Here is a 20,535-nt window from a genome sequence, read left to right on the forward strand (position 1 = left end):
GAGAGTTTCTCGATGAAGATCTTCGGGCCGTTGTACGACGTGGCCATTCGTTGGTCGCGCAATCGCCGCGCTCCGGCGCTGCTGACCGGCCTCAGTTTCGTGGAGGGTTTCATCTTTCCGGTGCCGCCGGAGGTGATGCTGGCACCGATGTCGCTGGCCGAACCCAAGCGTGCGTTGTGGTTCGCCACCTTGAGCCTGATCGGCTCGGTCTGCGGTGCGCTGGTCGGTTATCTGCTGGGCCATTTCGCCTTCGCCGCATTGCAACCGTTGATCGAATGGCTGGGCTGGAGCGCGAAGATCCAGGCGCAGATCGAGACGCTGCGCACGCTGGTCGCCGATTCGCCGTGGAAGGCCTTCTGGGCGCTGGTGCTGGTGGGCTTCACCCCGATCCCGTTGAAGATCTTTACCTGGGCCTCGGGCGTGGTCGGCGTGCCGATCCTGCCCTTCATTGCCAGCATGCTGGTGGGGCGCGGCAAGCGCGTGTATCTGGTGGCCGGCGCGATCCGGCTGGGTGGGGCGCGTGCCGAGGCCGCGTTGCATCGCTGGATCGAGCCGCTGGGCTGGGTGGCCATGGCCGTTCTGGCGGTGGGAGCAGGCTGGCTGGTGTGGAAGACAACCAACGGATGAGCAAGTTGCAGATGAATTCGGTACGTAAGACAGCAGTCCTGCTCGCAGTCGCCGTCGGGCTGGGCGCCTGCAGCAGCGCCACGGTGGTGCGCTCGCCCGGAGCCGGCGGTGGTTCGGCGTCCGCGCGTCCGTCCGCGGCGCCGCGTCCATCGGTGCCGCGCCCGGGTGCGACCGTCACCGTGCAGCGCGGCGACACGCTATACGCCATCTCGCGCCGCACCAATATCACCGCGCCGGATCTGGCGGCCTGGAATGGCCTGTCCTCGCCGAACACCATCTATCCCGGCCAGACCCTCAAGCTCTATCCGCCCGGAGCCAGCAGGCCGGGCGGCAGCAGCTCCAGCGCCGGCACGGTGGTTCCGCCGCGCCCGAGTGCCCCGATCGCAGCACCGGTCAGCAGCGGATTTCCGTGGCGCTGGCCGGCCGACGGCGTGGTGGTCGGCACCTTCGTCAGCGGCGAGACCACCAAGCAGGGCGTGGACATCGCCGGAGCCAGCGGGCAGGCGGTGCGTGCCGCGGCCGACGGTGTGGTGGTGTACTCCGGCGCCGGCCTGGTCGGCTACGGCGAGCTGATCATCATCAAGCACAACGACCAGTGGCTGTCCGCCTACGGACACAACCGCAAGCGCCTGCTCAACGAAGGCCAGAGCGTCAAGGCCGGCCAGCAGATCGCCGAGATGGGCCGCAGCGGCGCGGCCCGCGACATGCTGCACTTCGAGATTCGCTACAACGGCAAGCCGGTGGATCCGTTGCTGTATCTGCCTAAAAAGTGAATCGGGAATAGGGAATAGGGAGTCGCAATAGCCTTGGGCTGGAGCTTTATCGGTGGGCCGCGTGCGACGCCCTGCAGAGTCACGGCATCTTAGGCTTTGTCAACCTATTGTTTGACAGAGAAACTTCAGCCCGGCCTGCTTTCCCGATTCCCGATTCCCGATTCTCTAATCCCGGCCTTCCAGAATCATCGCCAATGCCACCCGGCGGCCTTCGCTGGCCAGCACGTTGTAGGTGCGTGCCGCGGCCGCATTGGTCATCGCTTCCAGGCCGATGCCGCGGGTCAGGCAGGCTGCCAGCACCTCCGTCTTCGGGAACTGCTGCCGCTCTCCGGTGCCGAGCAGGATCACCGCCGGGGCGAGCGCCAGCACCGCGTCCATATGCGCGACCTCGAGTTGTTCCAGGCTCGACACCGGCCAGTCTTCCACCAGCTCGTCGGGCATCAGGATGAAGCTGCGCTGCAGAATCTGGTCGTTCACCTTGGCATGGCGGCCATCGGCCGCGCGCAGCGCATAGGTGTAGTCGGGGTGTTCCTGGCTTAGAGGCATGTCGAACTCGTCGGGTCAGCCGCGCGGCAGCACGATCTGACGCTTTTCCTTGCTGGGGCGGTACAGGATGGCGACATGGCCGATCCGCTGCACCAGCGCGCTGCCGGTCTGCTGAGTCAGTTCGGCGATCATGGCGTCACGGGCCTCGCGATCCTCCGATGTCACCTTCACCTTGATCAGTTCGTGGCGCTCGAGCACTTCCTCGAGTTCGGCCAGAAATGCCGGCGTGACCCCTTTGCCGCCGGTTTGCAGCAGTGCCTTGAGATCGTGGGCCTGGCCGCGCAGGAAACGGTTCTGGGCGGAGGTGAGAACAATGGACATGCAGGATCAAAGGGAAGCAAAGGGTGTTCAGGGTATCATGGCGACCCGTTCAGACCCCTTTGCCGATGCCTTCCCGTAGTAAAAGCAGCCAGCGCTGGCTCAAGGAACACTTCGCCGATCCGTTCGTCAAGAAGGCGCAGGCCGAAGGCATGCGCTCGCGCGCGGCCTACAAGCTGGAAGAACTGCTCCAGCGCGACCGCCTGCTCAAGCCGGGCATGGTGGTGGTCGACCTGGGCGCGGCGCCGGGCGGCTGGTCGCAGCAGGTGCGCAAGTCCATGGGCGACAGTGGCCGGGTGGTGGCGCTGGATATCCTGGAGATGCCGCCGCTGGCCGGCGTGGAGTTCCTTCACGGCGACTTCAGGGAGCAAACCGTCCTATCGGAATTCGAGGCGATGCTGGGCGATGTGCCGGTGGACCTTGTGCTGTCCGATATGGCCCCCAATAAGAGTGGCATGGATGCGGTCGACCAACCGCGGATGATGCACCTGGCAGAACTGGCGATGGAATTTGCCGATACCCACCTCAAACCGGGCGGGGCGTTCCTGATCAAGCTGTTCCAGGGTGTCGGGTCCGACGACTACATTCGTGAGCTTCGCCGCCGCTATGACAAGGTGACGATTCGCAAGCCGGCGGCCTCGCGCAAGCGCTCCCCGGAAGTTTATGCGCTCGGTCAGGGCAAGCGTGCCCAGATCAAGTAAGCTGCCAATGACCACCGTGTTTCAAGAATTGAAGAGTAGAGGGCACCGGAGCCAATGAGGATGAACGACTTGACCAAGAATCTGCTGCTGTGGGTGGTCGTCGCGGTTGTGCTGATGGTCGTCTTCCAGAGCTTCTCGCCGCGGATGGCGGGCGGTGTCGGCCCCGACTCGATCACCTACACCCAGTTCCTGAAGGAAGTGGACTCAGGTCGGGTCAAATCGGTGGACTACACCGACGAGACCAACCTGGCGGTCAACGCGATCCGCTTCAAGCGCACCGACGGCAGCGAAGCCACCGTCTACGGTCCGCGCGACGACAAGCTGGTCGACGTGCTGTATAGCAAGAACATCGAAATGACCCGCCAGAAGCCCTCCACCGGGCCTGGCTTCTGGTCGTTGGTCCTTAACTTCCTGCCGGTCATCCTGATCATCGGCTTCTGGCTGTTCATCATGCGCCAGATGCAGGGCGGTGGCGGCGGTGCCAAGGGTGCAATGAGCTTCGGCAAGTCGCGCGCCAAGCTGCAGGGCGAGGACCAGGTCAAGATCACCTTTGCCGACGTTGCCGGCTGCGACGAGGCCAAGGAAGAAGTCGGCGAGCTGGTCGACTTCCTGCGTGACCCGACCAAGTTCACCAAGCTGGGCGGCAAGATCCCACGCGGCGTGCTGATGGTGGGCCCGCCGGGTACCGGCAAGACGCTGCTCGCCAAGGCGATCGCCGGCGAAGCCAAGGTGCCGTTCTTCAGCATTTCCGGCTCGGACTTCGTGGAAATGTTCGTCGGCGTGGGTGCCAGCCGCGTGCGTGACATGTTCGAGCAGGCTAAGAAGCATGCGCCGTGCATTATCTTCATCGACGAAATCGATGCGGTGGGCCGTCATCGCGGCGCCGGTCTCGGCGGCGGGCATGACGAGCGCGAGCAGACCCTGAACCAGTTGCTGGTCGAGATGGACGGTTTCGAAGGCGGCGAAGGCGTGATCGTGATCGCGGCGACCAACCGTCCCGACGTGCTGGATCCGGCGCTGCTGCGTCCGGGCCGTTTCGACCGTCAGGTCGTGGTCGGTCTGCCGGACGTCAAGGGGCGCGAGCAGATCCTGCGTGTGCACATGCGCAAGCTGCCACTGGCCGACGACGTGGTGCCGATGGTCATCGCACGCGGTACGCCGGGCTTCTCCGGTGCCGATCTGGCCAACCTGTGCAACGAGGCGGCGTTGTTTGCCGCGCGTGGCAGCGAGAAGGAAGTCCGCATGGACCACTTCGATCGTGCCCGCGACAAGATCCTGATGGGTGCCGAGCGTCGCTCGATGGCCATGAGCGAGGACGAGAAGACGCTCACCGCGTACCACGAGGCAGGTCACGCCATCGTCGGTCGTCTGGTGCCCGAGCATGACCCGGTCTACAAGGTCACGATCATTCCGCGTGGTCGCGCCCTGGGCGTGACGATGTATCTGCCGGAAGGCGACCGTTACTCGATGAACCGCGTGGCGATCGAGTCGCAGCTGTGCTCGCTGTACGGCGGCCGCGTTGCCGAAGAGCTGATCTTCGGCGGCGACAAGGTCACCACCGGTGCGTCCAATGACATCGAGCGTGCGACCAAGATGGCGCGCAACATGGTCACCAAGTGGGGCCTGTCCGACGAGCTCGGCCCGGTGGCCTACGGCGAGGAGGAAGACGAGGTGTTCCTGGGTCGTTCGGTTACCCAGCACAAGAACGTCTCCGACGAGACCGCGCGCATGATCGACGAAGTGGTGCGCTCGATCCTGGACAAGGCCTATAGCAAGACCAAGGCGATCCTCACCGAGAACCTGGACAAGCTGCATGCGATGTCGCAGCTGCTGCTGCAGTACGAGACCATCGACGTGCCGCAGATCGACGCCATCATGGAAGGCCGCGAGCCGCCGCCGCCGGCAGGCTGGGGTAAGTCCGACAAGGACGGTGGCAACAACAACGACAAGGGTAGCCCGCGTCCGTTGCCGCCGATTGCCGGGCCGGCCGAGCAGCTGTAACCCAACGCATCGGTCAGCTGCAGAAGCATTCATCAAGGCCGGGAAGCGATTCCCGGCCTTGATGCGTTATAGCGCCGCATCATCCGATCAGCGCTTGCCGCAATCATCCAAGGAGACACCATCGATGTTCGACACCGCCCTCAAGCTGGATTGCGCCGGTCGCGAGCTGCGACTGGATGCGCCGCAGGTGATGGGGATCGTCAATGTCACGCCGGATTCGTTTTCCGACGGTGGCCAGCACGCCAGCTGCGAGGCCGCCATCGCGCATGGCCTGGGTCTGGTCGAGCAGGGCGCTGCGGTGCTGGATATCGGTGGCGAATCCACCCGTCCCGGCGCCACGCCGGTGTCATTGGAGGAAGAGCTGCAACGCGTGATCCCGGTGATCCAGGCATTGGTGCAGCAGACCACTGTGCCGATCAGTGTGGATACCTACAAGCCGGAGGTGATGCGCGCGGCGGTCGCGGCCGGCGCCGGCATGATCAACGACGTGCATGCGCTGCGCTCGCCGGGTGCGCTGGATGCGGCAGCCGAATTGCGGGTGCCGGTGGTGTTGATGCATGCACGCAGCGCGCCGCATGCGATGCAGGACGCGCCGCACTATGACGACGTGGTGGCCGAGGTGCATCGCTTCCTGGCCGAGCGCATCTTCGCGGCCGAAATGGCCGGGATCGACAAGCGCCGCTTGATCCTCGACCCGGGTTTCGGCTTCGACAAGACCACCACGCACAATCTGACCGTGCTGGCGCAGTTGCAGCGCCTGCAGGAGTTCGGCCTGCCGGTGCTGGCCGGGTTGTCGCGCAAGCGCAGCATCGGCGAGTTGACCGGGCGCCAGGTCGCCGCAGAGCGCGTATACGGCTCGGTCGCCGCGCATCTGATCGCCGCCCAGCACGGCGCGATGTTGCTGCGCGTGCACGATGTGGCCGCCACCGTGGATGCGCTGAAGGTGTGGAGCGCGATGGCGGCGATTCCGCTGCCACGCGTGAGCGCGCCGGCGGCACCGGGCATTCGCTGGCCGGACGAGGACTGATGCCGGCCGACCGCCGCCCGCTGGCGATCGCGCTGATGGGGCCGACCGCCAGCGGCAAGACCGCGCTGGCACTGGACGCCGCGCAGCGCTGGAACGGCGAGATCGTCAGCGTCGATTCGGCGCTGGTGTACCGCGGCCTGGACATCGGCGCGGCCAAGCCGGATGCGGCGATGCGCGCGGCTGTGCCGCATCACCTGATCGATCTGCGCGAGCCCTGGCAGATCTATTCGGCGGCGGAATTCGCCAGCGATGCGCGGCAGGCGATCGAGCAGATCGTGGCGCGCGGCAAGCTGCCGATTCTGGCCGGCGGCACCGGACTGTACTTCCGCGCCTTGCTGGAAGGGCTGTCGCAGTTGCCCGAGGCCGACCCGGCGGTGCGCGCGGCGATCGCAGCCGAAGCCGGCGAGCTCGGCTGGGCCCGGATGCACGCACAACTGGCGGACGTCGACCCTGTTGCGGCGGCGCGGATCCATACCACCGATCCGCAGCGGATCCAGCGCGCCCTGGAGGTCTACCGCATCAGCGGCAGGCCGATCAGCTACTGGCAGGCGCTACCGCCGGGCCCGCGCTTGCCGGTGCGGGTGCTGAAGGTGGTGCTGGCGCCGCGCGAGCGCGCAGTGCTGCATGCACGTATCGAACAGCGCCTGGACACGATGCTGGCGCAGGATTTCCTGGCCGAGGTGGAACGTCTGCGGGCACTGCCGCAACTGCGTGCGGTCGCCGCGCCGCTGGATCTGCCCGCGGTGCGCGCGGTGGGGTACCGCCAGGCCTGGGAGTATCTGGACGGGGCCGGTCGCCTGGCCGATTTTCGCGACAAGGCGGTGCAGGCCACCCGTCAACTGGCCAAGCGGCAACTCACCTGGCTGCGTGGCGAGCTCGACGCGCGCTGGTTCGACCCGGAGCATGACCGCCATCGACTGGAGAGCTCACTTGTCGGCTTCCTCGGTCAACGTCCCGCTGTACGGCAGGCTTCAGGCGTGTAACATCCCGTTTCCGGGGCCGGCTGGGGATGGCAGGTGTCGACCGGGACTATAAGAACAATAATGAAGAGGAGTTTTCGATGGCTAAGGGGCAATCTTTACAGGATCCATTCCTCAACGCGCTGCGGCGCGAGCGGGTGCCGGTCTCTGTGTATCTGGTCAACGGCATCAAGCTGCAGGGCACGATCGAGTCGTTCGACCAGTTCGTGGTTCTGCTGCGCAATACCGTGAGTCAGATGGTCTACAAGCACGCCATCTCCACGGTCGTGCCGGCGCGCAATGTGCGCGTGGGACCAGGTGGTGGGTATGTGCAATCCAATGAAGGCAACCAGGCGGAAGATGACGACGTCGAGCAGTAATGGAGTAGTGCGTGTTTGATCGCTCACGCAAGGGTGAACACGCGTTGTTGATTCAGACCCACTCCGGTGGGCCTGCCGAAGAGGATGTGCTGGAGGAGTTCGCCGACCTTGCAAAGTCGGCGGGCGCCACGGTGGCGGCCACGCTCACCGCGCGCATCGACAAACCGAACCCGTCGACCTTGATCGGCAGCGGCAAGCTGGAAGAAATCAAGGCCGCCGCCGAGGCCACCGGAGCAGATCTGGTGTTGGTCAACCACACCTTGTCGCCGGGCCAGGAGCGCAATCTGGAGCGCTATCTGGAGCGGCGCGTGATCGACCGCACTGGCCTGATCCTGGACATCTTCGCGCAGCGGGCACGCAGCCACGAGGGCAAGTTGCAGGTGGAGCTGGCGCAGCTGCGGCATATGGCCACCCGGCTGGTCCGCGGTTGGACCCACCTTGAGCGTCAGCGCGGTGGTTCGATCGGCCTGCGCGGCCCTGGCGAAACCCAGTTGGAAACCGACCGCCGCTTGCTGCAGAAGCGGGTGGAGCAGTTGCAGCAGCGGCTGGAAAAGGTCGAGGTGCAGCGCACCCAGATGCGGCGTGCGCGCATGCGCAGCGAACTGCCGCGGATTGCGTTGGTCGGTTACACCAATGCCGGCAAATCCACGCTGTTCAACGCCTTGACCGGTGCGGAGGCCTACGTGGCCGACCAGTTGTTCGCCACGCTCGATCCCACCGTGCGCCGTATCGCGCTGCCCGGCGGCAGTGCGATCCTGGCCGATACGGTCGGCTTCGTGCGCGACCTGCCGCACCAACTGGTCGCCGCATTCCGTTCGACCTTGTCCGAGGCGCGCGACGCCGATCTGCTGTTGCATATCGTCGATGCGGCCGACCCGCTGCGCGAGGAACGCATCCAGCAGGTCGATGAGGTGTTGCATGCGGTGGGTGCGGGCGATCTGCCGCAGCTGCTGGTGTTCAACAAGATCGACAAGATCGAAGGCGCGCAGGTGCGTCACGATGCGCAGGACGGTATTCCCGACCAGGCGCGGCGCGAACGCGTGTGGGTTTCCGCGCGCGACGGACGCGGGCTGCAGGAACTGCAGCATGCGCTCGGGCAGCGACTGGACCTGCGCCATGTGACCGGGCAACTGCGGTTGCCGCCATCGGCCGGCCGTCTGCGCTCGAAGTTGCACCAACTGGAAGTGGTGCGCGGCGAGCAGTCCGACGAGGGCGGCTGGTTGCTGGACGTCGACCTGCCGATGGTCGAGGCCGAGCGCCTGGCTGCCGGCGACGACGGTGCGCCACTGCGCGCGATGCTGCCCGATCGTCGCGAAGACTGGGAGTCGTGATCGGCGCTGCACGGTCGGCTTGTGCCGGCCGTGCAGATCGATGTGGTCAGGGCCGGCAGATGAGGGCAGCGGTGTAGCGATCGCGCTGCTTGGCCGTGGCGTTCTGTTTGCTGGCACGACCAAATGCGTGTCTGCAGCAGTGGTGCAGGCGTAAGAATGTCCGCCAGCAGCCGATATCATTGCGATCCTGTCGCCAGCGCAGCCGATGCCCGCTGCCATCGGCTGCACACCGCCACTGAACCCCGGCCACGTCGTCGCTGGCGCGGATTGGGCGCCAGCGCAGACAGGCGCGGCAAATTCGGCTAAAACGTCGGTTGCTCCTTCACTCGCCGTGCCCATGTCCATGTCCGCCGATTCCGAACTGCAGCAGCTGGCCGAACGCCTTGGTCAACAGCTGCTTGCCGCGCGCGAGCGCCTGGTCACTGCCGAGAGCTGTACCGGTGGCTGGATCGCCAAGGCGGTCACCGATGTGGCCGGGTCCTCGCACTGGTTCGATTGCGGCATGGCCGCCTACAGCTACGAGGCCAAGCAGGCCTTGCTGGGGGTGCGGCCGCAGACGCTGGAAGTGCATGGTGCGGTTAGCCGCGAAACGGTGATCGAAATGGTGTCGGGCGCGCTGGTCAATTCCGGTGCGAGCATCGCGGTGGCGGTGACCGGCATCGCCGGCCCGGGTGGCGGCAGTGAGGACAAGCCGGTCGGCACGGTATGGATCGGCTGGAAACGGCGCGGCGGCTATGCCACTGCGCAGTTGTTCCAGTTCGCTGGTGATCGCGATGCAGTGCGGCGTCAGACCGTGGTTGCCGCGCTGCAGGGCTTGAGCGCACTGCTCTAGTCCTCGTACGGAAGAAAGCCGCACGCGCGCCTATGCTGCGCGCAGTGCGACGCTGGCCGCGGTGTTTCTCTTCGACATCTAGCGATTGCGCAGTTCATGCATGGCTGCAATGCAGCTTTCGTTGCATTGTGTTCGCTGCGCGCTGCGCAGCTTCTGCCAGCGGTGTTGTCCAACCCCATTCACTCGCTAAGGTGTGGCCTCACGCGACCTACGGCGCTCGCCGCAGTGCGTCGCGGGCTCTTGGTCGGGGGACAGGCATGCGCATGCAACAGCAACGCCGCACCGGGCTTGCGCTGGCGCTCTTCGCGGCCGCACAGGCATCGCCGCTGCATGCGCAAACGGCCACGCAGCAACCGCGCAACGAGCCGGCAACACTGGCGGCCCTGAAGGTGACTGCGCAAAAGCGCGAGGAATCGCTGCAGAACGTACCGGTGGTGGTCTCGGTATTGCCCGAGCAACTGCTGCAGGACAGCGGCGTGCATGACATCAAGGAACTGCAGGTGCTGGTGCCCGGCTTGATCGTGACCAGCAGTCAGAGCGCTGCGCAGACCACCGCGCGCATCCGCGGCATTGGCACCGTGGGCGACAACGCCGGTCTCGAATCCTCGGTCGGTGTGGTCATCGATGGGGTGGCGCGCGCACGCAACGGCGTGGGCTTTGTCGACCTCGGCGAGCTTGAGCGCATCGAGGTGTTGAAGGGGCCGCAAGGCACCGTGTTCGGCAAGAACACCTCGGCCGGCGTCATCAACGTGGTGACGCGTCGGCCCAGTTTTACCCGCAGTGCCGATGCCGAGATCACCGTGGGCAACTATGGTGCGCTCGGGATTGCCGGCGCCTTCAACGATGCGCTGGGCGACACCAGTGCCTTGCGCGTCTATGCGGCCAGGCGGCGTCGCGACGGCTTCGAACAGGTGGTCACCGGGGCCGGCCCACGCACCGCCAGCGACGATGGCGACCAGAACCTGCGCACTGCGCGCGTGCAATGGTTATGGGAACCCGGCGCCGACCTGGACATCAATCTGGCTGCCGACTACACCCGCCGCCAGGAAAACTGCTGCGTCACCGTCACCACCGAACGTGGGCCGACCGCAGCCCTGATCGATGCGCTGGCACCAGGCGGGCAGGGCGCGATTGCGCGTGCCGATCCGCAAGGCAGGCGTGCCTACAGCAATCGCAGCACCGCGCAGGATATCCAGGACAAGGGCGTATCGGCGCAGCTGGATTGGATCACGCCGTGGCTGGGCGAGGCGGTGCTGACCTCGATCACCGCGTTGCGCGACTGGACATCCATCAACGGCCTGGACTTCGACTACAGTGCGGCCGACATCCTCTACCGCGCGCCGCGCGAGGACGAGATGCTGACCCGGTTCAAGACCTTCAGCCAGGAACTGCGCCTGGCCGGATCGGGCGAGCACCTGGACTGGATGGTCGGTGCGTTCTACGCCGACGAAACCCTGCATCGCAACGAGTCCTATCGCTTCGGCAGTGCCTACGAGCCGTATCTGTCCAGCGTGTTGCTTGCACGGGTCAATCCGGCGCTGGCCACCCGTGCGGATGCAACGCGCTTTCTCGCGGATGCCACCGGCTTGCCGGCCGGCACGCTGTTTCGCGGCCAGGGTAGCTGGGATCGCTTTCGGCAGGATGGCACCAGTGCCGCGCTGTTCACCAATAACACCTGGCATGCCACCGATGCATTGGATGTGGTGGTTGGGCTGCGCTACACCTACGAGCACAAGGCATTGCAGTCGAGGTTTGAAAATCCCGATGGAAGCTCGGCGTGCGCCAGTTACTTCGCGGCCAACGGTCAGCTCGATCCGGCCGCATTGCGGCGTATCGGGGCCGCGCTGGTCGCGCGCGGCGTGCCTGCGTCGGCGGTGCCGACAATCGCACCACAAGTGGTCGGTTTCACCTGTCTGCCCTGGGCCAACGTCGCCCATGCCGGCCGTCGCACCGAGCAACGCCGCACCGAGCGAGGATGGTCGGGCACGGCGAAGCTGGCGTACCGCTGGAGCGATGCGGTGATGACCTATGTGTCCGCCGCACGCGGCTACAAGGCCGGCGGTTTCAACCTGGATCGCGTGCAGTCCTCCGATGGTTTGTCCAGCGGCGTGCAAGGCATCCTGCCGGTGGACGACACCGCGTTTCCCGGCGAATTCGTCGACAGTTACGAGCTCGGCGCCAAGACCAGCTGGCTCGGTGGCAACCTGCTGCTCAATGCCGCGCTGTTCTATCAGGACTTCAGCGACTTTCAGCTCAACAATTTCCTCGGGACCAGCTTCGTGGTGCGCGCCATTCCCAGCGTGGTGTCGCGCGGCATCGATACCGAACTGCTGTGGCAGGGCGCCATGCCCGGCCTGATGGTGCAGGGCGGGCTCAGCTACACGGATACCGCGTATGGCGACGATCCGCTGCCGGACGCCGATCTGGCACTGCTGCCGGGCAGTCGTTTGAGTTTTGCGCCACGCTGGTCGGCCAATCTTTCGGTCAGCTACGAGCACGCGCTCGGCAATCGCATGACCGGCCGGTTCAATGTCGGCGCGAAGTATGTTTCCGAGTACAACGCCGGCTCCGATCTGGATCCGCAGAAGGCACAACCGGGCTATACGGTGCTCAACGCACGGCTGGGCATCGGCGCCGACGACAAGCGCTGGATGCTGGAAGCGTGGGCAGAAAATCTCGGCAACGAAACCTATCGCCAGATCGTCATCGATGCGCCGCTACAGGCGGGTTCGTGGAATGCATTTCTGGGTGCGCCGCGCACGTATGGGCTCACCTTGCGGTTGCGGTATTAGGTTTCGAAGGCCCAAGCACCGCATTGCCAAAGCAGCAAGATGCATGCGCAAGCGCAACCTCGGCTAAGCCCGCAGGTATTCATGACGCGACAGGCACGTGCAGATCGGCTACAAACGAGGTCCCGTTTCCAACCTGCGTGCCGATGCTTCCGTTTTTTGCTCATGCGTTGCCGTTGTCCTTGCTGCGCCGATCTGCTGGCGCTGTCCGGGCGTTGCTGGATGATCGGCGCGCAGCCGCGCGGCAGCCGATGCCTGCGGCGACCGGCCACCGCGCCGTCCTGCGCGCGAGCGATCATGTAGCCACAGGCGTTGCGCGTGGTCGTGCATGGTCAACAGGCGTTTGCAAGGAGCGCACACAAGCAGTGATGCACGTTAACGCCATGCGGCCCGTTGCCGCAGCGCAATCGCAGGCGGTGTGCTGATGTGGGAAGCGCTCGGCACCGTTCGGGATCTTGGGCGGCTGCAGGAAATCGCCGCGGTGCTGATTCGTTACGGATTCGGCGATGTGGTGCGGCGCATCGGGCTTGCCGACGTGCTCGAACGTGCCGGCAAGCTGCTGCACTGGCATAACGCCGAGGGCCGCCTGCGCATGTCCGCCGCGACGCGGGTGCGGCGCGCGCTCGAGGAACTTGGGCCGACCTTCGTCAAGCTGGGGCAGGTGCTGGCCACGCGCGTGGACCTGCTGCCGCCGGAGTGGATCGAAGAGCTGAGCGAGCTGCAGAACGCGGTGCCAGCGCTGCCGTTCGAACAGATCCGCCCGCAACTGGTCGCAGCCCTGGGCGCGGAGCCGGAAAGCGTGTTCGCACGCCTGGACGAACAGCCTCTGGCTGCGGCATCGCTGGCGCAGACGCATCGCGCCTGGCTGGCCGATGGCACACCGGTGGTGCTGAAGATCCGCCGCCCCGGCATTGGCGATGTCATCGATGCGGATCTGCGTCTGTTGGCGCGCCTGGCGGAAATCGTGGAAACGCGTGCGCCCGATCTCAAGCGTTATCGCCCCGCCGAAGTGGTGCAGCAATTCACCGTCTCCTTGCGGCGCGAACTCGATTTCGCCGCCGAGTGCCGCAATGCCGAGCGCATCGCAGCCAATTTCGTCAACGACCCTCAGGTGGTGGTGCCGTCCGTCTATTGGCAGTGGACCTGCGAATCGCTCAACGTGCAGGAATTCATCGACGGCATCCCGGGGCGGGACCTGGTCGCCGTGGATGCGGCCGGCCTGGACCGCAAGGCGCTCGCACGCACCGGCGCCGGGATCGTGCTGAAGATGGTGCTGCAGGATGGCTGTTTCCACGCCGACCCGCATCCGGGCAATATCTTTTATCTGCGCGACGGGCGCATCGCCGTCATCGATTTCGGCATGGTCGGGCGCGTTTCCGAGCAGCGTCGCTTCCAGGTCGCACAACTGCTGCATGGCATGGTCAGCTACGACGCCGAAGCGGTCATCGACGTACTGCTGGAATGGGCCGGTACCAGCCTGGAGATCGATGAGTCGCGGCTGCAACAGGATATCGGTGCCTTCGTCGACGAGTACCGCGGCGTGCCGCTGAAGGAACTGCGCATCGGCGCGATGCTGGGCGATGTGACCTCGATCCTGCGCGATCACGGGCTGACCCTGCCGTCGGATCTGGCGCTGATGATCAAGGCGTTTCTGACGCTCGAAGGCATGGGGCGCCAGCTCGATCCGGATTTCGACATGGCCACCGAGGCGCGCCCGTATCTCGAACGCGTGGTGCTGCAGCGTTATGCACCCAGCGCAATGCTGCGGCGCAGCCGTCGCACCGTGACCGGCGCGATCGACCTGATCGGCGATCTGCCACGCGACCTCAAGCGGCTGCTGCAGGCCGCGCGGCGCGGCAAGCTGCAACTGCAGATCGAAACGCGTGCATTGCGCGAGTTCGGCGAGCAGGTCGATCGCGCGGCCAACCGGCTCACTATGGGGATCGTTACTGCTGCGCTGGTGATCGGCTCGTCGATCGTCATGAACAGTGTCGGCGGCAGTGCCAGCCGCTGGCTGCTCGCGTTGGGCGTCGGCGGTTTCATCGGCGCCGCCATCTGCGGCGTCTGGATCCTGTTCTCCATCTGGCGCAGCCGCCGCTAGACACGGCACGTGTGCCGACTCCGATGGTTGACCCGTGCGTAGCCCACGACACGGCTATTGCGCAGGCGCCAGTTAGTAGTAATACTACTAACCATGGACCTGACCGATACCCAGCAAGCAATCCTGGCCTTGATCGCCGAGCGCATCGATGCCGACGGTGTACCGCCGTCGCAGACCGAGATCGCCCGCGCCTTCGGCTTCAAGGGTGTGCGCGGCGCGCAATACCATCTGGAGGCATTGGAGCAGGCCGGTGCGATCCGTCGCGTGCCCGGCCAGGCCCGCGGCATCCGTCTGGCCGGGCAGTGCGCCCAGTCGCGCACTCCGCCTGCCGCTGCAAACGAGCCGATGCGCGACGATGTGCTGCGTCTGCCGGTGCTGGGACGCGTGGCCGCAGGCCTGCCCATCGGCGCGGATATCGGCTCGGACGACTTCGTGGTGCTGGACCGGGTGTTCTTCTCGCCGTCGCCGGACTATCTGCTCAAGGTGCAGGGCGACTCGATGCGCGACGAAGGTATTTTCAACGGCGACCTGATCGGGGTGCACCGCACCCGCGACGCGCGCTCGGGGCAGATCGTGGTGGCGCGCATCGATGAGGAGATCACGGTCAAGCTGTTGAAGATCGGCAAGGACCGCATCCGCCTGCTGCCGCGCAACCCGGACTACGCGCCGATCGAAGTGTTGCCGGATCAGGATTTCGCGATCGAGGGCCTGTACTGCGGGCTGTTGAGGCCGAATCGTTGAGTACTGCGCCGATGGCCCCACTGGTGTTATCCCGAGCCGGTGCCGCAGGATTTCCCGCTGCCATCGCCATGGCCGCCTCCCTAATCTGAGTGTGTCGCAGCCAGTCTCAGCCTGTGCGATACACCGCCGTTACATTAGCCCTACACCGAAATCACTGACAAGGATCACCCAGATGGATGAGAACAAGAAGCGCGCCCTTTCCGCCGCACTGAGCCAGATCGAGAAGCAATTCGGCAAGGGCTCGGTGATGCGCATGGGCGACCGTGTGATCGAGGCCGTCGAAGTCATTCCGACCGGCTCGCTGATGTTGGACATCGCACTGGGCATCGGCGGCCTGCCCAAGGGCCGCGTGGTGGAGATCTATGGTCCGGAATCGTCGGGCAAGACCACCCTGACCCTGCAGGCGATTGCCGAGTGTCAGAAGAAGGGCGGCACCGCAGCCTTCATCGATGCCGAGCATGCGCTGGACCCGATCTACGCCGCCAAGCTGGGCGTCAATGTCGACGATCTGCTGCTGTCGCAGCCGGATACCGGCGAACAGGCGCTGGAAATCGCCGACATGCTGGTGCGTTCCGGTTCGGTGGACATCGTGGTGGTCGACTCGGTCGCTGCGCTGACCCCGAAGGCGGAAATCGAAGGCGAAATGGGTGACCAGCTGCCGGGTCTGCAGGCTCGCCTGATGAGCCAGGCGCTGCGCAAGCTGACCGGCAATATCAAGCGTTCCAACACGCTGGTGGTCTTCATCAACCAGTTGCGCCACAAGATCGGCGTGATGATGCCAGGCCAGAGCCCGGAAGTGACCACCGGCGGCAACGCGCTGAAGTTCTACGCATCGGTCCGTCTGGACATCCGTCGTATCGGCGCGATCAAGAAGGGCGACGAAATCATCGGCAACCAGACCAAGATCAAGGTGGTCAAGAACAAGCTGGCGCCTCCTTTCAAGCAGGTCGTGACCGAAATCCTCTACGGCGAAGGCATCAGCCGTGAGGGTGAGCTGATCGACATGGGCGTGGAAGCCAAGCTGGTCGAGAAGGCCGGCGCCTGGTACAGCTACGGCGAAGAACGCATCGGACAGGGCAAGGACAACGCGCGTGGCTATCTGCGCGACAACCCGCAGGTTGCGGTGCGGCTGGAAGCCGAGCTGCGCGAGAAGTTCCAGCCGGCCGAAGCGCCGCGCGAAGCCGGCGACGACGTCGAGAAGGAATAACAGCAGCCAGGCAGTGCGAGCCCAGCCGTCATCAGGCCGGTGTCTCGGCGGCAGCGCGAACCGGGACGTCCGCGTGGGCCATCCCCGGTTCCCCCTGCCGGCCGCGTCCGCCTGATGGCAGAACGGCAGCACTGACGGCTGTGGCAGGTTTTCTATCGCGGGGACGGCGGAGTCAGTGCCGTCGCTTCCCGCGGTAGATCTATTGAAGGCCAGGAGGGCAGGCGCCATGGACGGCGCATTGATGCTGTGTGGTTTTGGTACTCGGGACACCCACGATGGACGAGCAACAGCCCGCGCCAAAGCGGGGACGCCGGTTCAAGGAACAGACGCCGGTCCAACGCGCACTGGGATTGCTGGTGCGGCGCGAGCATTCGCGCAAGGAATTGAACCGCAAGCTGCTGGCCCGCGGTATCGAGCCGGACGCTGCACAGGCGGCCGTGGAGCGCCTGGCTGACGAGGGGTGGCAGGACGACACCCGTTTTGCGGCCTCGGTCGTGCGCAATCGCGCAGGCTCGGGCTACGGCCCACTGCATATCCGCGCCGAGCTCGGAACCCATGGCCTGGACAGCGATGCCATCAGCGCCGCAATGGCGACATTTGAGGGCGACTGGACCGAAAACGCGCGCGATCTGATCCGGCGTCGCTTTGGCGACCAGGGCCCCACCGATCTGCCGCAACGGCGCAAGGCCGCCGATCTGCTGGCCCGGCGTGGTTTCGATGGCAACAGCATTCGTAGCGCCACGCGCTTCGACCTTGAGGACTGAGGGCGTCAGGCCTGCTACCCTTCGTGGTTTCAGGTTGTTCCGCTCATCTGCGCCCACATCTCATTGGGTGACCGGGACTGCCGCCCGCCCAATGCCAGCACATGAACGCACCTGCCAAATTCAGCACTTCCCAGATTCGTAGTGACTTCCTCGCGTTCTTCGAGGGGAAGGGCCACACCATCGTGCCATCCGCGCCGCTGGTGCCGGGTAACGACCCGACCTTGCTGTTCACCAACTCCGGCATGGTCCAGTTCAAGGACGTCTTCCTCGGCGCGGAGAAGCGCAGCTACGTGCGCGCGGCCGACGTACAGCGCTGCCTGCGTGCCGGCGGCAAGCACAACGATCTGGATTCGGTGGGCTACACCGCGCGCCATCACACCTTCTTCGAGATGCTGGGCAACTGGTCGTTCGGCGACTACTTCAAGAAGGACGCCATCAGCTGGGCCTGGGAGCTGCTGACCCAGGTCTGGAAGCTGCCGGCCGAGCGGCTGCTGGTCACCGTCTACCACACCGACGAAGAAGCCTTCGCGCTGTGGCGCGACATGATCGGTATTCCGGAAAGCCGCATCGTGCGCATCGGCGACAACAAGGGTGCGCCGTACGCGTCGGACAACTTCTGGCAGATGGCCGATACCGGCCCGTGCGGCCCCTGCACCGAGATCTTCTTTGATCATGGCGACCATATCGCCGGTGGCCCCCCGGGCTCCCCGGACGAGGATGGCGACCGCTTCATCGAGATCTGGAACCTGGTGTTCATGCAGTTCGATCGCCAGCCCGACGGCACCCTGGTGCCGTTGCCGGCCCCGTGCGTGGACACCGGCATGGGCCTGGAGCGCCTGGCTGCGATCCTGCAACACGTGCATACCAACTACGAGATCGATCTGTTCCAGGCCTTGATCGGCAAGGCCAGCGCGCTGACCGGCGTCACCGATCTGGAGAACAAGTCGCTGCGGGTGATCGCCGATCACATCCGCGCCTGTTCGTTCCTGATCGTCGACGGTGTGCTGCCGTCCAATGAAGGCCGCGGTTATGTGCTGCGCCGGATCATCCGGCGTGCGCTGCGCCACGGCTGGATGCTGGGGGTACGCCAGCCGTTCTTCAGCAAGATGGTGCCGACCCTGGTCGAGCTGATGGGCGAGGCCTATCCCGAACTGGTGGTCGCGCGGGAGACCGTCGCGCGCGCATTGCTGGCCGAAGAAGAGCGTTTTGCCGAGACGCTGGACGCCGGCATGAAGATCTTCGACGACGTCGCCGCGCGCGCGCAGGAAGTGATTCCCGGCGCCGATGCGTTCCGCCTTTTCGATACCTACGGGTTCCCGGTAGATCTGACCTCCGACATCGCACGCGAGCGTGGCTTGCGCGTGGACATGGAGGGCTTCGAGTTCGCCATGGAGCGTCAGCGCGAGACCGCGCGTGCCGCCGGCAAGTTCGGTGGCGGCGTCGCATTGCCGGCCGATCTGGTCGCCACCATGTCGCCGACGGTATTTCTGGGCTACGAGGCCTATGACGCCGATGCGCTCAAGGTCGTGGCGTTGCTCAAGCAGGGCCGCCCGGTCGAACGCGCGGAAGCCGGCGACGAGGTCATCGTGTTCACCGACCGTACGCCGTTCTATGCCGAGTCCGGTGGCCAGGTCGGCGATAGCGGCCAGCTGAGCGGTAGCGATGTCTCCATCGAGATCACCGACACCCAGAAGTTTGCCGGCCAGTTCCATGGCCATGTCGGGCGCATCACCGAAGGTGCGCTGGCATTGGGCGATGTGCTGGCAGGCGGCATCGACGTGCAGCGTCGCGGCAAGACCATCCTCAACCACTCGGCCACGCATCTGCTGCATGCGGCCCTGCGCGAGGTGCTGGGCACGCATGTGCAGCAGAAGGGCTCGCTGGTTGCACCGGACCGCTTGCGGTTCGACTTCTCGCACTTCCAGCCGATCACGCCCGAAGAGCTCGCCGTGATCGAACGCAAGGTCAACGCCGAAGTGCGCACCAACCACAGCGTGGAAGTGCACAACATGGCCATGCAGGAGGCGCTGGATTTCGGCGCAATGGCCCTGTTCGGCGAAAAGTACGGCGAGAACGTGCGCGTGCTGAAGATGGGCGGCTATTCCACCGAACTCTGCGGCGGCACCCATGTCACCCGCACCGGCGACATCGGCTTGTTCAAGATCACCTCCGAAGGCGGTGTGTCCTCGGGCGTGCGTCGTATCGAGGCGGTGACCGGGCAGGGCGCGCTGGACCATGTCGCCGATGAGGAGCGACGTCTGCTCGAGGCAGCCAGCCTGCTCGGCGGCAATGCCACCGAGGTGGTCGACAAGGTTCGCGCGCTCACCGAACGTCAGAAGCGGCTCGAGCGTGAACTGGAGTCGCTCAAGGCCAAGCTGGCCTCCGGCGCAACTGCAGACCTGGGTTCCAGCGCGGTCGATGTGGCAGGCGTCAAGGTGGTCGCCGTGCGTCTGGAGGGCTTCGACGCCAAGGCGCTGCGCGATGCGATGGATCGCCTCAAGCAGCAGTTGGGCGACTCGGTCATCGTGTTGGCAGGCGCTGCTGGCGGCAAGGTTGCGCTTGTGGCCGGCGTGAACGGCAGCCCAACTGGCAAGGTGAAGGCGGGGGAACTCCTCGGCCATATCGCCAGTCAGATCGGAGGCAAGGGCGGCGGTCGTCCGGATCTCGCCCAGGGTGGTGGCGAGGATGGTCCCGCCCTTGCGACCGCGCTGGAAGGCGTGCCCTCCTGGGTCAAGCAACACTTGGGCTGAACACTTGTCCTGGTATGCCTTGCTGGTTGGCAGGGTGTCCCGCTACCATTTCCGGTCTATTCCCTTTACCTAGGGCGCGCCTCGTCAGTCGGCCGCCGATGCTGGTGGGAAACCCACCGGTTCCAGGAGATTTGCAAAATGTTGATCCTCACTCGCCGGGTAGGCGAAACCTTGATGATCGGCGACTCGGTCACTGTGACCGTACTCGGCGTCAAGGGTAATCAGGTGCGTATCGGCATCACCGCACCGAAAGATGTTGCTGTACACCGCGAAGAAATCTATCAGCGGATCCAGCGTGGGGATGAGCCGGTCGCTTCCGGTGCGCATCAGGGCGACGATTCTTCGAATTGATCGTCATAAAGGGTTTACGTTAGCCCCTCTTACCCGGTATTCTTCGCGGCCTGCAACGGACACCGCGGCAGGACGCAAAAACTGGAGCGATGCCCGAGCGGCTGAAGGGGCTCCCCTGCTAAGGGAGTATAGGGTCAAAAGCTCTATCGAGGGTTCGAATCCCTCTCGCTCCGCCAGTGTTCTAGACGCCCGCAAATCCCTGATTTGCGGGCGTTTTCATTTGTGCCGGCAGGTCAGTGACGGTCTGCATTGGCATTGCTGGCGCAACGCCGGCGGCTGTGCCGGCCGCAGCATCTGAACTGCCACGAACGCGCTGCGGGCAGCGATTCAAGTAAGC

At 65.2% G+C, this 20,535-nt stretch carries 18 protein-coding genes and 1 tRNA gene; 17 read left to right on the top strand and 2 right to left on the bottom strand.

From position 1 onward, the window contains the following. Positions 1-12: 12 nt before the first annotated feature. Complete coding sequence (locus ABQY74_RS09005) at positions 13-627, top strand: YqaA family protein (protein WP_039515957.1); 615 nt, start codon at positions 13-15, stop codon at positions 625-627. Continuing rightward, positions 624-1,400, top strand: coding sequence for a peptidoglycan DD-metalloendopeptidase family protein (locus ABQY74_RS09010; protein WP_054592808.1), 777 nt, complete (start codon positions 624-626; stop codon positions 1,398-1,400). The genes ABQY74_RS09005 and ABQY74_RS09010 overlap by 4 nt, the downstream gene beginning before the upstream one ends. A 165-nt stretch (positions 1,401-1,565) precedes the next feature. Here ABQY74_RS09010 and ABQY74_RS09015 read toward each other — a convergent pair whose 3' ends face one another. Continuing rightward, positions 1,566-1,946: an Mth938-like domain-containing protein gene (locus tag ABQY74_RS09015; protein WP_039527813.1), complete on the bottom strand. Its 381-nt coding sequence runs from the start codon at positions 1,944-1,946 to the stop codon at positions 1,566-1,568. Between the two features lie 15 nt (positions 1,947-1,961). Next, the gene (yhbY, locus tag ABQY74_RS09020) at positions 1,962-2,267 is read right to left on the bottom strand and encodes a ribosome assembly RNA-binding protein YhbY (RefSeq protein WP_039520794.1); all 306 of its coding nucleotides are present in this window, start codon (positions 2,265-2,267) and stop codon (positions 1,962-1,964) included. Positions 2,268-2,332: 65 nt separating this feature from the next. On the opposite strand from yhbY, the gene rlmE reads away from it, so the two are divergent. The 15 genes from rlmE (at position 2,333) to ABQY74_RS09095 (ending at position 20,374) form a co-directional block, all read left to right on the top strand. Further along, positions 2,333-2,965 carry a 23S rRNA (uridine(2552)-2'-O)-methyltransferase RlmE gene (gene rlmE / locus ABQY74_RS09025; protein ID WP_016904005.1) on the top strand — a complete coding sequence of 211 codons (633 nt, stop codon included), beginning with the start codon at positions 2,333-2,335 and terminating at the stop codon, positions 2,963-2,965. A 60-nt stretch (positions 2,966-3,025) separates the two neighbouring features. Then, complete coding sequence (gene ftsH, locus ABQY74_RS09030) at positions 3,026-4,966, top strand: ATP-dependent zinc metalloprotease FtsH (protein ID WP_016904004.1); 1,941 nt, start codon at positions 3,026-3,028, stop codon at positions 4,964-4,966. Positions 4,967-5,090: 124 nt separating this feature from the next. Continuing rightward, positions 5,091-5,993, top strand: a complete 903-nt coding sequence (folP, locus tag ABQY74_RS09035) for a dihydropteroate synthase (RefSeq protein WP_104574176.1) — start codon at positions 5,091-5,093, stop codon at positions 5,991-5,993. Further along, a complete protein-coding gene (miaA, locus tag ABQY74_RS09040; RefSeq protein ID WP_104574205.1) occupies positions 5,993-6,976 on the top strand; it encodes a tRNA (adenosine(37)-N6)-dimethylallyltransferase MiaA in 984 nt (327 codons plus the stop codon). The genes folP and miaA overlap by 1 nt, the downstream gene beginning before the upstream one ends. Before the next feature lie 77 nt (positions 6,977-7,053). Further along, positions 7,054-7,332 carry an RNA chaperone Hfq gene (gene hfq / locus ABQY74_RS09045; RefSeq protein ID WP_005915027.1) on the top strand — a complete coding sequence of 93 codons (279 nt, stop codon included), beginning with the start codon at positions 7,054-7,056 and terminating at the stop codon, positions 7,330-7,332. Positions 7,333-7,343: 11 nt separating this feature from the next. Further along, the gene (gene hflX / locus ABQY74_RS09050; protein WP_126968806.1) at positions 7,344-8,663 is read left to right on the top strand and encodes a ribosome rescue GTPase HflX; all 1,320 of its coding nucleotides are present in this window, start codon (positions 7,344-7,346) and stop codon (positions 8,661-8,663) included. A gap of 337 nt (positions 8,664-9,000) precedes the next feature. Beyond that, positions 9,001-9,495, top strand: coding sequence for a CinA family protein (locus ABQY74_RS09055; protein ID WP_039515969.1), 495 nt, complete (start codon positions 9,001-9,003; stop codon positions 9,493-9,495). Between the two features lie 263 nt (positions 9,496-9,758). Beyond that, on the top strand, positions 9,759-12,287 hold the full coding sequence (locus ABQY74_RS09060) for a TonB-dependent receptor (RefSeq protein ID WP_372470072.1): 2,529 nt from the start codon (positions 9,759-9,761) through the stop codon (positions 12,285-12,287). Between the two features lie 421 nt (positions 12,288-12,708). After that, positions 12,709-14,385, top strand: a complete 1,677-nt coding sequence (ubiB, locus tag ABQY74_RS09065) for a 2-polyprenylphenol 6-hydroxylase (protein ID WP_024939581.1) — start codon at positions 12,709-12,711, stop codon at positions 14,383-14,385. Between the two features lie 93 nt (positions 14,386-14,478). Beyond that, positions 14,479-15,126 (top strand): transcriptional repressor LexA, encoded by a 648-nt coding sequence (lexA, locus tag ABQY74_RS09070; protein ID WP_102584463.1) that lies wholly within the window; start codon positions 14,479-14,481, stop codon positions 15,124-15,126. A gap of 172 nt (positions 15,127-15,298) precedes the next feature. Further along, positions 15,299-16,333, top strand: a complete 1,035-nt coding sequence (gene recA, locus ABQY74_RS09075) for a recombinase RecA (protein ID WP_016904265.1) — start codon at positions 15,299-15,301, stop codon at positions 16,331-16,333. Positions 16,334-16,608: 275 nt separating this feature from the next. Then, positions 16,609-17,097: a recombination regulator RecX gene (gene recX / locus ABQY74_RS09080; protein WP_016904266.1), complete on the top strand. Its 489-nt coding sequence runs from the start codon at positions 16,609-16,611 to the stop codon at positions 17,095-17,097. Between the two features lie 101 nt (positions 17,098-17,198). Then, positions 17,199-19,847, top strand: coding sequence for an alanine--tRNA ligase (alaS, locus tag ABQY74_RS09085; protein ID WP_104570447.1), 2,649 nt, complete (start codon positions 17,199-17,201; stop codon positions 19,845-19,847). Positions 19,848-19,985: 138 nt separating this feature from the next. Continuing rightward, on the top strand, positions 19,986-20,198 hold the full coding sequence (csrA, locus tag ABQY74_RS09090) for a carbon storage regulator CsrA (RefSeq protein WP_024939585.1): 213 nt from the start codon (positions 19,986-19,988) through the stop codon (positions 20,196-20,198). Between the two features lie 83 nt (positions 20,199-20,281). Beyond that, positions 20,282-20,374, top strand: a tRNA-Ser gene (locus ABQY74_RS09095). Positions 20,375-20,535 lie beyond the last annotated feature (161 nt).

Source organism: Xanthomonas sp. WHRI 7064 (assembly GCF_040202355.2).
Lineage (GTDB): Bacteria > Pseudomonadota > Gammaproteobacteria > Xanthomonadales > Xanthomonadaceae > Xanthomonas > Xanthomonas arboricola.